We start from the raw sequence: 10957 nt of genomic DNA on the forward strand, positions 1-10957 counted from the left end.
GTCGATCTTCACGTTGGCTTCTTTGGCGATGCGCTTGTTCTTGGCGATTTCGGCCGAGATCTGCGCGGCGAATTCGGCCGGGGAGTTGGCGGCGGGCGCGGCGCCCAGCGCTTCGAGCTTGGCCTTGACGTCCGGATCGGCGCTGACCTTGCGCACGGCGGCATTGAGCTTGTCCAGCACCGGCTGGGGCAGCTTGGCCGGCGCGACCAGGCCGAACCAGGAGGCATCGTTCACCGCCGGCAGGCCGGCTTCGGCGAAGGTGGGCACGTCGGGCAGGCTGGCCACGCGCTTGGGCCAGGCCACGGCCAGCGGCACCAGGCGGCCGGATTGCGCGTGCGGCAGCGTCGAGGGCAGGTTGTCGTACAGCACGTCCACCTGGCCGGCGAGCGCGTCGTTCAGCGCCGGGCCGACGCCGCGGTAGGGCACGTGCATCAGGCTGGTGCCAGAGGCCATCTTGAACAGCTCGCCCATCATGTGCGAGACCGAGCCGTTGCCGGCCGACGCATAGGTCAGCTTGCCGGGTTCACTCTTGGCCAGCTTGATGAAATCGGCAATGTTCCTGGCCGGGACTTTCGGGTTGACGGTCATGATGTTGGGCACGGCGGCCAGGTTCGAGACGGGCGTGAAGTCCTTCTCGCCATCGAACGGCAGGTTCGGGTAGATGGCCGGGTTGATGCCGTGCGTGCTGACGGTGGCGATTCCCAAGGTATAGCCGTCCGGCGCGCTGCTGGCAACAAAGGCGCTGCCGATCGAGCCGCCGGCGCCGCCACGGTTTTCCACCACCACGGTCTGGCCCAGTTCCTTTCCGAGCTTGTCGGCGAACAGGCGGCCGACGATGTCGGTGGTGCCGCCGGGCGGGAAGGGCACGATCAGGCGCACGGGCTTGCTGGGATAGGCATCCTGGGCATGGGCGATGCCCGAGGCCAGCGGAGCGGCCAGGGTCGCGGCGGCGACACACAGGCCCAGGACTACGTTACGGCGTTGCATGGTTTCCCCTTGTACAAAATTGGAAGGCGGATGCGAAAACGCATCCGCCAGGCAAACGATTCTTTCTTTCGGGGGCGGTTTGCGCAAACGAAAGTTTCTCCGTAATCTATGACTTTTTTTCATGCCTCTTTCCGGAGCGCGTCCCCTTTTTGCTGCGGGCCGTGGATCCCGAGGCGACATGCCCCCTGGCGGGCAAGGAGCCCGCGCCGGTCGCGGGAGCTTCACGCATGCGGCGTTTCTGCCCGTCCCTGACCGATCTGCAGGCCTTTGAAGTGGCCGCCCGGCATTCCAGCTTCACCCGCGCCGCCCAGGAGCTTTGCGTCACGCAAGGCGCCGTCAGCAAGCAGGTCAAGCATCTGGAAGCCTTTGTCGGCGTCGAGCTATTCCTGCGCATCAGGCAAGGCCTGGTGTTGACCGAGGCCGGCCGCGCCTACCTGGCCAAGATCCAGGCAGGCCTGGGGCAGATCGAGGCGGCCACGGTGGAACTGATCGCGCACCAGGGGCGCGGCGGCACGCTGAACCTGACCTGTATGCCCACATTCGGCGCGCGCTGGTTGATCCCGCGCCTGACGGCCTTCATGCGCCAGCGCCCGGACATCCACGTCGAATTCCTGCCGCACCGCCAGGGCTACGATTTCTCCACCCCCGAGCTGGACGCCGCCGTGCGCTTCGGCGAGGGGCTTTGGCCCGGCAGCGGCGCCGACTACATCGTGGGCCGGGACATCGTGCCCGTGTACAGCCCCAGGCTGATCCCCGGCGGCTGCGCCGCCCCCGAAGACCTGCTGGCCTATCCGCTCTTGCACCACACGTCCGCGCTGGACGGCTGGCGCGACTGGTTCGAGCAGGCCGGCTGCGACACCCGCCGCAGCCTGGAAGGAGCGCGCTTCGACCAGTACGCGCTGCTGTCGCAGGCCGCCGCCGCCGGTTTCGGCGTGGCGCTGATCCCGCGCTGCCTGGTCGAGGACGAACTGCGCGACGGCCGGCTGTCGGTCGCCGTGGAGCTGCCGATCCGGGCGCGCATGGGTTATTACCTGTGCTATCCCGAACAGAAAGCCAGCCTGCCGACGCTGCAGGCATTCCGCGCCTGGCTGATGGAAGTCTCGCGCGCGGCGGAGCCCCGGCCAGAAGAGTCCGCGGATCCCATCGCACTAAAATGATCGCATCATGAGCCAAACATCCACCAAGAAAGGCCGCGTTGTCGTCGGCATGTCCGGCGGGGTCGATTCTTCGGTCACCGCCTGGCTGCTCAAGCAGCAAGGCTACGAGGTCGTCGGCCTGTTCATGAAGAACTGGGAAGACGACGATGATTCCGAATACTGCTCCACCCGCCAGGATCTGCTGGACGCGGCCAGCGTCGCCGATCTGGTCGGCGTGGAATTCGAATACGTCAATTTCGCCGCCGAATACAAGGACCGCGTCTTCGCCGAGTTCCTGCGCGAGTATTCCGCCGGCCGCACGCCCAATCCCGACGTGCTGTGCAACGCCGAGATCAAGTTCAAGGCCTTCCTGGACCACGCCATGGCGCTGGGCGCCGAGCACATCGCCACCGGCCACTACGCGCGCGTGCGCGAGGTGCCGGCGGCAGGCGGCGGCACGGAATTCCAGCTGCTCAAGGCGCTGGACGGGTCCAAGGACCAGAGCTACTTCCTGCATCGCCTGAACCAGGCGCAGCTGTCGCGCACGCTGTTCCCGCTGGGCGAGATCCACAAGACCGAGGTGCGCCGCATCGCGCACGAGATCGGCCTGCACAACGCGGCCAAGAAGGATTCCACGGGCATCTGCTTCATCGGCGAGCGGCCGTTCCGCGAGTTCCTGAACCGCTATCTGCCGACCGAGCCGGGGCCGATCCTGACGCCGGAAGGCCAGAAGGTGGGCCGCCACGAAGGCCTGTCGTTCTACACGCTGGGCCAGCGCAAGGGCCTGGGCGTGGGCGGCGTGAAAGGCAAGCAGCGCGAGGACGGCACGGCCGAGGCCTGGTACGTGGCGCGCAAGGACCTGGAGCGCAACCGGCTCTATGTGGTGCAGGGACATGACCATCCCTGGCTGCTGTCGAACCGCTTGCAGGCGCAGGACGCCAGCTGGGTGGCGGGCCGCCCGCCCGAGGCGCGCGGCTATGGCGCCAAGACCCGCTACCGCCAGGCCGACGCGGCCTGCCGGCTGGAGGATGCCGCCGACGGACGCTTCGCGCTGGTGTTTCCAGAAGCGCAATGGGCCGTCACGCCGGGCCAGTCCGCCGTGCTGTATGACGGCGATATCTGCCTGGGCGGGGGTATCATTGCCTAGCTGACGGTCGGCCCGCAGAGGCCGGCCCGGCGCGCGGCTTGACCGCGCAACACACCAAGGCCCCCGCGCGGGGCCTTGTTCATGACATCAAAAAGGGGAGAGGGACGTGGATGTGACGATGGTGATTTGCCTGCTGGCGCTGGGCGCGGCGGCGGGCTTCGCGGCGGGCTTGCTGGGCATAGGCGGGGGCATGGTGCTGGTGCCGTTCCTGACCATGCTGTTCAGCTGGAAGGGCATGCCGGCCGACCTGGTGGTGCACGCGGCCATCGCCACGTCCATGACCTCGATCCTGTTCACCTCGATCTCCAGCGTGCGCGCGCACCAGCAGCGCGGCACCATCAAATGGGGCATCGTCGCCGCGATGGCGCCGGGCATCATCATCGGCGGCCTGCTGTCGGGCGGCGCGGTGTTCGCCGCGCTTAGCTCGCACTGGCTGTCGCTGTTCTTCGCGCTGTTCGTGGGCTATTCCGGCTGGAGCATGCTGCGCAACAAGAAACCCAAGCCCAGCCGCCAGATGCCCGGCGTCGCGGGCACCAGCGCGGCCGGCGTGGGCATCGGTTTCCTGTCGGGCCTGGTGGGCGCCGGCGGCGGCTTCCTGTCCGTGCCCTTCATGGTCTGGTGCAACGTGGCCCTGCACAACGCCGTGTCCACCTCGGCGGCGCTGGGCTTTCCCATCGCGCTGGCCAACAGCGCGGGCTACGTGGTGTCGGGCCTGAATGAGTCCGTCTCGCGTCCGGGCATGCTGGGCTATATCTACTGGCCGGCGCTGATCGCGCTGGTCTGCGCCAGCGTGCTGACCGCGCCGCTGGGCGCGCGCATGGCGCATCGCCTGCCGGTGGCCACGCTGAAGAAGGTGTTCGCCTGCTTGCTGTTCGCGCTGTCGGCGTACATGCTGTTCAAGGCGGGGCAGGCCTTCGGCGGCTGAAAGACGAAGGCAAGCCGTATGTGCTAGTGGGGTCGCGCGGAGCCGGCTTTGCCGGTCCGCAGCGACGCCCCCTTGAGGGGGAGCGCGCAGCGCTTCGGGGGTGGGTTCCGCCCTCCGGTCCGCAGCGACGCCCCCTTGAGGGGGAAGCGCGCAGCGCTGCGGGGGTGGGTTAAATCTGGGGTACTGTGTCCACGAAGGATTGGCGCTGCGCCAGCTTGTCGTACAGGCGGGCCAGATTGGGATGGCCGGTGCGCCAGTCCAGTTCGGCGAAGCGCAGATCCAGGTAGCCCAGCGCGCAGCCCACGGCGATGTCGGCCAGGCTGTAGTTGATGCCCATGCAGTGGGCGTTCTCGCCCAGGCTCTTGTCCATGGCGTCCAGGCTGGCGTGGATCTTGCCGTACTGGCGGTCGATCCATTCCTGGCTGCGTTGCGCTTCGGGGCGCTGCCTTTCCTTGACGATGGTGACGCAGGCGTCCAGCAGGCCGTCGGCGATGGCTTCCCAGCACTTCACGGCCGCGCGGTCGCGTCCCGGTTGCGGGATCAGGCGGGCGACTGGCGATAGCGTGTCCACGTATTCGACGATGACGCGCGAGTCGAACAGGGCGCCGCCGTCTTCCATGACCAGGCAAGGCACCTTGCCCAGCGGGTTGTACGTTTGGATCTGCGTGTCGGCGGACCAGACGTTTTCGATTTCAAGCCGGTAGTCCAGCTTTTTCTCGGCCATGACGATACGCACTTTGCGCACGTAAGGACTGGTAAGCGAGCCGATCAGTTTCATGGAGTCACAAGCGGAGTCGGAAAGCGGCCGAAGTATAGCAGGCCGCATGACGGCGGCCCGCCGCGGCCGGATGCCAGCCAGTTTGCCACAATGTGGACGCGTCCCGGATGATAAAATCGCCGGGTTTTCCCCTCTGTCGCTTTTTCCCTCACAGACCATGCAGATCGCCGACCAGCTTAGCCAACTCAACGCCCTTTCGCCATTGGATGGCCGCTACGCATCCCGGGGCGACGCGCTGCGCGGCCTGCTGTCCGAAGCCGGCTTCATGGCCCACCGCGTCGAGGTCGAGGCCGCCTGGCTGGTGGCCCTGTCCGATGCCGGCCTGCCCGAGCTGCCCGCTTTCTCCGAGGCCGCTCGCCAGCGTCTGCGCCAGCTGGTGGAAGGCTTCTCCGAGGCCGACGCCGCCCGCATCAAGGACATCGAGCGCGTCACCAACCACGACGTCAAGGCCGTCGAGTACTGGATGAAGGAAAAGGTCGCCGACGACGCCGAACTGGCCCGCGCCGCCGAATTCATCCACTTCGCCTGCACCTCGGAAGACATCAACAACACCTCGCACGCGCTGATGCTGACCCGCGCGCGCGACCAGGTGGTGCTGCCGCGCCTGCGTGAGATCGCCGCCAAGCTCAACGAGATGGCCGTGGCCCAGGCCGACCAGCCCATGCTGTCGCGCACGCACGGCCAGCCGGCCAGCCCGACCACGCTGGGCAAGGAATTCGCCAACGTGGCCGCGCGCCTGAACCGCGCCATCGCCGCCGTCGAGGCCGTCGAGCCGCTCGCCAAGCTCAACGGCGCCACCGGCAACTACAACGCCCACCTGTCGGCCTATCCCGAGATCGACTGGCCCGCGTTCAGCCAGAAGGTGCTGGCCGGCCTGGGCCTGACCCAGAACCGCCACACCATCCAGATCGAGCCGCACGACTGGATGTCGGCGCTGTTCGACGCCGTGGTCCGCGCCAACATCATCGTGCTGGACCTGGACCGCGACATCTGGGGCTACGTGGCCCTGGGCTACTTCAAGCAGCGCCTGAAGGAAGGCGAGGTCGGCTCGTCGACCATGCCGCACAAGGTCAACCCGATCGACTTCGAGAACTCCGAAGGCAACCTGGGCCTGGCCAACGCCGTGCTGCGCCACCTGGCCGACAAGCTGCCGATCTCGCGCTGGCAGCGCGACCTGACCGACTCCACCGTGCTGCGCAACCTGGGCGTGGGCCTGGGTTACTGCCTGGTAGCCTGGGATGCCTGCATGCGCGGCCTGGGCAAGCTGGAAGTGAACGTTGCCGCCATCGACGCCGACATCGACGCCTGCTGGGAAGTCCTGGCCGAGCCGGTGCAGACCGTGATGCGCCGCTATGGCCTGCCCCAGCCCTACGAGCAGCTCAAGGCGCTGACGCGCGGCAAGGGCATCACCGAGCAGGCCCTGCGTGAATTCATCCAGGGCCTGGAACTACCCGAAGAACCCAAGGTCCGACTGCTGGCCATGACGCCGCGATCCTATATCGGTCTGGCGGCGCAGCTGGCGCGCTCGGTCTGATCCGAGTCCGTCCGCCGCGCGCGGGGCGCGCGGCATTCTTGTTTCATTCACGGGAGGTTGTTATGAAGAAGTTGTCCATGCTCGCCGCGCTGGCCTGTATGACCGTGGGCCCGCTGCTGGCGACGTCCGCCCAGGCGCAGTTCGCCAAGCCCGAGGACGCGGTCAAGTACCGCCAGTCGGCGCTGACGCTGATGGCCTCGCACTTCGGCCGCATGACGCCGGTGATCAAGGGCCAGGCGCCTTACGATGCCGCGCAGATCAAGGCCAATGTCGAAGTCCTGAAGACCCTGTCGGCGCTGCCGTGGACGGCCTTCGGCGCGGGCACGGAAGGCGGCGACGCCCGTCCCGAGATCTGGAGCGATGCCGCCGGCTTCAAGCAGAAGCAGCAGGCCTTCCAGGACAACATCGTCAAGCTCTCGGCCGCCGCCGACGCCGGCGACCTGGACAAGCTGCGCGCCGCCTTCGGCGACGTGGGCGCGAGCTGCAAGGCTTGCCACGACTCGTACCGCAAGAAGAAGTAAGTCGCCGCGGGCGCAGCGCCCGTGTCGATGCAACGCCCCCGGGCCACGTGCCTCGGGGGCGTTTTTATTGCGCGCCACGTGCAAAGAAAAAGCCGCCCGGACATCCGGGCGGCTTTGTTTTCGCCGTGGCGCCTGAGCGGCTCAGGAGAACGACATGTCGGCGACGATCTCCAGCGAGCGGATCCAGAGCACCAAGCCTGTCACCATGGCCGCCAGCAGCAGCGCGCGCAGCCAGACGGCCGCGCCGTTGTCGGCCGGCGGCGTGCCGGGCGGCACGTCCTTGGCATCGGCCTTGCCGGTGATGATGGCGCGCACCAGGCGCTTGCGGCGCACCAGCGCGTACCAGGCCACGGCCAGCAGATGCAGCGCGACCAGCCCGATGATGACCCACTCGTTGAGCTTGTGCCAGGACGTCAGCGCGCTGGCGGTGGCTTCGGCGACGTGGCCGTACAGCGGCCCTTGCACCATGATGTCGTCGGTGGTGAACAGGCCGCTGACCGCCTGGAAGCCCAGCACCAGCAGCAGCGCCAGCACCGACAGCGCCCCCAGCGGATTGTGCCCGGCGGGCGCCGCGGCCCCTTTCAGGTAGCGGGCGACGGCGGCGGGGCCGCGCAGGAACTGGCTGAAACGCGCATAGCGCGGGCCGATGAAGCCCCAGATGAGCCGGAACAGGATCAGCCCCAGCGTCGCGCAGCCGAAGCGCATGTGCCAGTCCATGTAGAGACCGCCAAGCTTGACGGTGACGAACGCGCCCACGATACAGACGACCAGCGCCCAGTGGAACAGACGGGTGGGAAGGTCCCAGATCAGGACGGCTTGGCGGTTGTTCTGCATGGTTGGATCCGCGAGGAAAAATGCTGCTGCGACTGTATCACGCGGAAATCAGGCCGCCGCCCGGGCGGGCGGCGGTGTTTGCGCGGGCTCAGGCCGCGCGGCGGACGGACTCGATGCGATGCACGTGTTCGTGGCGGAAGCGGATGCGCTGGGCGGGCGTCTTCTGCGCCGCGCCGGCCGGCAGGACTTCCGTGGTGTAGGTCGTCATGCCGTCGATGGGCGCGTTGAAGATGACCGCGGCGCGGATCGCCGGGCCGTTGGCCGGTTGCAGGTACACGATGTCGCCGATGTGGATCGGCATGTCGTCCAGCTGCGTGTGGGCCGGGCGTCGGATCAGGTCCGAGGTGGTGAAGCGAGTATTCATATTGGTGTTCTCTTTGAAGTTCTTGTTATGGAAAAAGCGGTGTCCGGCCTGGCCATGGCGCCTTGCGGATTCAATATTCCGCACCGCGGCGCCGCTGGCCCGATCGCGACGTTTCGCGTCGGATCCCAGGAAAGACACTAAGGCATTGCCATGACGCCTGTATTGCGCCGGATCATGGCGCGCAGGGGCAAGGCGGTTTGCGCGCGCCGGCGCAGTCTCCGGCGGTGCGCGCCCTGGGGCGGGACGCGGCATCCGGCAATGGGCCGGCGGGCGCGTACGCGGCATGGGCGTTGCGGGGCGGCTTGGGCCGTCCCGGTTGGTCCGGGATTTACTCCCAGAATCCCCGAGGGTGGAAAACCGGACTGGCGGTTCTCCGGCGGGGCGCGGAATGCGCCGCGTTGCTGCTGTCGGGCCGGCAACAGGGGGCCGGTCGTCGAGCGCCGTGGCGCCATGTGGCTTGCGCAAGGCTGGGCAAGGGCCGGGCCGGCAAGCGCATGAATGTGCCGCTCAAGGCGGCGGGCGGGCCGAAAGGAACCGGTCTTGGTCCGTTCTTTTCTGGTCCGGAAAATTCCGGCCCGTCGTGCTTGTTCTTCTTTCCGGCATGTCGCGGGCTTTCCGCAGCATGGGGATCCGGGTCTTCGCTCGTCTGCCTGGAATGGATGCAGCCTTCGCCATTGGATGGGCTGTCGATCGTGTTCCGGATCCGGGTTGGCCTTCCGCCGTCGTATGCGTCAAGCCATGTGCTTGCTACTTGCCGTCAGCGGGCAGGGCGCGCCGCAGGTTTTGCGCTGCGAGCTTCGTACTCTGGCCGTTTGCTTTGGACCGTTTGCTTTGGATTCAGTGCCCTGAATCCGGTCTTGCCGGTTGCCCGTCGGTTGCCTTTTTTATTTAGAAGAACGTAGGCAACAAACGATCATATCCCAGCTTTCGATAAAAATCAAGGGCTTGGAGCGAACCGCGGTGAAAGGACCGGACCCGCCCGCTCAATGCGTCGTCGGGCTCGCCTGACGCTGCGCCTCGATGATCAGGCCTTCCAGGCGCGGCGACATGCGCAGCGCCACGTGCGCGGCGGTCGAGCCGTCGGGCAGCGGCTGGGTTTCCAGGGCCAGCCCGATCGCTTCGCCGTCGAAGGCCTCGGGCGCGGCCCTGATCTCGACGTAGCGCGCCAGCAACGCGTCCACCGCCTTCTGTGCGTCCGTCAGTGCTTCCTGTGACAGCCGGCCGTCGCCCAGGTACTGGTTGACGACGCGGGCCAGGTCGTTCATGAAGAACAGCAGGGCGGCCGCGCCGCGGCAATCGGGCTGGGCGAAGCCCCAGTCGGAGGAAGTGTTCGAGCTCATGGGTGAATGCGGGTCGATGCGGCCGCCGGGGCCGGAAGCCGCTGATTGTAGGGGATGCGCGGCTGCCGCCGGCCGGACCGCGCCGTCCGCGCCGGCATGACGCAGTGCTTTGCGGCATACTCTGTGCCCCATGACCGTCCGCCCCGCTCTTCTTGCCGATCTTCCCGGCCTTGCCGCCATCGAGCGCTCGGCCGCCGCGCGTTTTGCCGGCACGCCCATGCGCTGGGCCGTCGAGGGCGACACCTTGCCCGTCGATATCCTGCGTCAGGCGCAGGCCGCCGGGCTGCTGTGGGTGGCCGAGGCCGATGGCCAGCCGGGCGGGTTCGCGCTGGCCGAACCCATGGATGGGTCGCTGTTCCTGCTCGAGATGTCCGTGGCCTTGCCGCGGCAGGGGCGCGGGCTGGGCTCGGCGCTGCTGGCGGCGGTGATCGCGCACGCCCGGGATGGCGGCTACGCCTCCGTGTTGCTGACCACCGACCGCGAGCTGTCCTGGAACGGGCCTTACTATCGACGCCGGGGCTTCTTCGAGCTTGAACGCGGGCGCCAGGGACCGGCCCTGCGTGCCCGGCTGGATGAAGAGGCCGCGGCGGGCTTCGATCCCGCGAGGCGGGTGGCGATGGCGCATGACCTGCGGCCATGAGCGGCGCGGGCCTGTGTCATATCGCTTCGATGGCAACAAATTCCGCCTGTCGGCGGCGGCCGGTCGGGGCTTCGGGATAATTGGTGTCATGTAGCGCCGCAGGCCGCGTGGCAAGGCATGAGGCCATGCGCGGCCGTTGGCGGCGCGGATTGCCTGGTTCGGCATGCGGAATAGGAGGGTAGGCATGGCTTGGCTGCGTGTATGCCTGATAGGCCTGGTCGCGGCGTCGGCGCTGCTGCTGGGCGCCTGCGGCAATCGCGAGCCGGAGGCGCGCGCCGCCTTCATCGCGCTGCTGCAGAGCCGGGATGAGGCCGCCGCCGGCGGACCGGCCGCCTTGCCTCCCCTGAGCAAGGAAGAACGGCAGGCGCTGGGCGATTACGCGCACGCCTACGGCATCATGTCGGACTACCAGGCCGAGCTGCGCAAGGCCGCGCAGCCCCTGCGCGAGGTGCTGGCCACCGAGACGCTGCGCTCGGTCGGCGACATCGTCGCGCGCCGCGACGCGCTGACGCTGGCCCGCAAGACGCTGCAGGCCAATGTCGCGGCCGTGCGCGAGGCGCGCGCGCGGGCGGACAAGGTCCGTTCCGGGCTGGAGCTGCCGCCCGATCTGGCGCCAGCCTATGACGGCGTGTACGACGAATCCCTGACCGCCCCCGCCAACGAGCTGCTGGCCGCGGCCGCCACGCTGGATGCCGTGGCGCGCGACGCGCTGGCCATCGCCGATTTCGTGGCGGCGAACGCCGCCGACATC

Annotated in this window: 12 protein-coding genes; 7 read left to right on the forward strand and 5 right to left on the reverse strand. The window is 67.9% G+C overall.

Features of this window, described 5'->3' with window-relative positions; translation table 11 throughout:
- Positions 1 to 987: tripartite tricarboxylate transporter substrate binding protein (locus KDH83_RS26240; protein ID WP_212321060.1), on the reverse strand; the 987-nt coding region annotated here is incomplete at its 3' end.
- A gap of 227 nt (positions 988 to 1214) precedes the next feature.
- On the opposite strand from KDH83_RS26240, the gene KDH83_RS26245 reads away from it, so the two are divergent.
- The 3 genes from KDH83_RS26245 (at position 1215) to KDH83_RS26255 (ending at position 4195) form a co-directional block, all read left to right on the forward strand.
- Positions 1215 to 2144 carry a LysR substrate-binding domain-containing protein gene (locus KDH83_RS26245; RefSeq protein WP_212321061.1) on the forward strand — a complete coding sequence of 310 codons (930 nt, stop codon included), beginning with the start codon at positions 1215 to 1217 and terminating at the stop codon, positions 2142 to 2144.
- 7 nt (positions 2145 to 2151) lie between these two features.
- Complete coding sequence (gene mnmA / locus KDH83_RS26250; RefSeq protein ID WP_212321064.1) at positions 2152 to 3270, forward strand: tRNA 2-thiouridine(34) synthase MnmA; 1119 nt, start codon at positions 2152 to 2154, stop codon at positions 3268 to 3270.
- Between the two features lie 106 nt (positions 3271 to 3376).
- Complete coding sequence (locus tag KDH83_RS26255) at positions 3377 to 4195, forward strand: sulfite exporter TauE/SafE family protein (protein WP_212321066.1); 819 nt, start codon at positions 3377 to 3379, stop codon at positions 4193 to 4195.
- Between the two features lie 169 nt (positions 4196 to 4364).
- On the opposite strand, the gene KDH83_RS26260 is transcribed toward KDH83_RS26255, so the two are convergent.
- Positions 4365 to 4973, reverse strand: a complete 609-nt coding sequence (locus tag KDH83_RS26260; protein ID WP_212321068.1) for a glutathione S-transferase — start codon at positions 4971 to 4973, stop codon at positions 4365 to 4367.
- Positions 4974 to 5130: 157 nt separating this feature from the next.
- On the opposite strand from KDH83_RS26260, the gene purB reads away from it, so the two are divergent.
- Positions 5131 to 6507 (forward strand): adenylosuccinate lyase, encoded by a 1377-nt coding sequence (gene purB, locus KDH83_RS26265; protein ID WP_212321070.1) that lies wholly within the window; start codon positions 5131 to 5133, stop codon positions 6505 to 6507.
- A gap of 62 nt (positions 6508 to 6569) precedes the next feature.
- Positions 6570 to 7028, forward strand: a complete 459-nt coding sequence (locus tag KDH83_RS26270) for a cytochrome c (protein ID WP_212321072.1) — start codon at positions 6570 to 6572, stop codon at positions 7026 to 7028.
- A 141-nt stretch (positions 7029 to 7169) separates the two neighbouring features.
- Here KDH83_RS26270 and KDH83_RS26275 read toward each other — a convergent pair whose 3' ends face one another.
- From KDH83_RS26275 to KDH83_RS26285, 3 genes are all read right to left on the reverse strand, one after another.
- The gene (locus KDH83_RS26275) at positions 7170 to 7862 is read right to left on the reverse strand and encodes a cytochrome b/b6 domain-containing protein (protein WP_212321074.1); all 693 of its coding nucleotides are present in this window, start codon (positions 7860 to 7862) and stop codon (positions 7170 to 7172) included.
- Positions 7863 to 7950: 88 nt separating this feature from the next.
- On the reverse strand, positions 7951 to 8226 hold the full coding sequence (locus KDH83_RS26280; RefSeq protein ID WP_103273513.1) for a hypothetical protein: 276 nt from the start codon (positions 8224 to 8226) through the stop codon (positions 7951 to 7953).
- 983 nt (positions 8227 to 9209) lie between these two features.
- Positions 9210 to 9566 carry a hypothetical protein gene (locus KDH83_RS26285; RefSeq protein WP_212321076.1) on the reverse strand — a complete coding sequence of 119 codons (357 nt, stop codon included), beginning with the start codon at positions 9564 to 9566 and terminating at the stop codon, positions 9210 to 9212.
- 130 nt (positions 9567 to 9696) lie between these two features.
- Here KDH83_RS26285 and KDH83_RS26290 point away from each other — a divergent pair, with 130 nt between their 5' ends.
- Together KDH83_RS26290 and KDH83_RS26295 are read left to right on the forward strand one after the other, a co-directional pair.
- Complete coding sequence (locus KDH83_RS26290) at positions 9697 to 10206, forward strand: GNAT family N-acetyltransferase (RefSeq protein WP_212321078.1); 510 nt, start codon at positions 9697 to 9699, stop codon at positions 10204 to 10206.
- A gap of 184 nt (positions 10207 to 10390) precedes the next feature.
- On the forward strand, positions 10391 to 10957 hold a 567-nt coding region (locus tag KDH83_RS26295; RefSeq protein ID WP_212321080.1), incomplete at its 3' end, for a DUF3053 family protein.

It is taken from the genome of Achromobacter sp. Marseille-Q0513, from assembly GCF_018195695.1.
Classification (GTDB): Bacteria; Pseudomonadota; Gammaproteobacteria; order Burkholderiales; family Burkholderiaceae_B; genus Achromobacter.

Excerpts from the sequence above, each read along its gene's own strand:
- KDH83_RS26245 (WP_212321061.1), top strand. The coding sequence starts at position 1,215 with ATGCGGCGTTTCTGCCCGTCCCTGACCGATCTGCAGGCCTTTGAAGTG.
- mnmA (WP_212321064.1), top strand. The coding sequence starts at position 2,152 with ATGAGCCAAACATCCACCAAGAAAGGCCGCGTTGTCGTCGGCATGTCC.
- KDH83_RS26260 (WP_212321068.1), bottom strand. The coding sequence starts at position 4,973 with ATGAAACTGATCGGCTCGCTTACCAGTCCTTACGTGCGCAAAGTGCGT.
- purB (WP_212321070.1), top strand. The coding sequence starts at position 5,131 with ATGCAGATCGCCGACCAGCTTAGCCAACTCAACGCCCTTTCGCCATTG.
- KDH83_RS26270 (WP_212321072.1), top strand. The coding sequence starts at position 6,570 with ATGAAGAAGTTGTCCATGCTCGCCGCGCTGGCCTGTATGACCGTGGGC.
- KDH83_RS26275 (WP_212321074.1), bottom strand. The coding sequence starts at position 7,862 with ATGCAGAACAACCGCCAAGCCGTCCTGATCTGGGACCTTCCCACCCGT.
- KDH83_RS26280 (WP_103273513.1), bottom strand. The coding sequence starts at position 8,226 with ATGAATACTCGCTTCACCACCTCGGACCTGATCCGACGCCCGGCCCAC.
- KDH83_RS26285 (WP_212321076.1), bottom strand. The coding sequence starts at position 9,566 with ATGAGCTCGAACACTTCCTCCGACTGGGGCTTCGCCCAGCCCGATTGC.
- KDH83_RS26290 (WP_212321078.1), top strand. The coding sequence starts at position 9,697 with ATGACCGTCCGCCCCGCTCTTCTTGCCGATCTTCCCGGCCTTGCCGCC.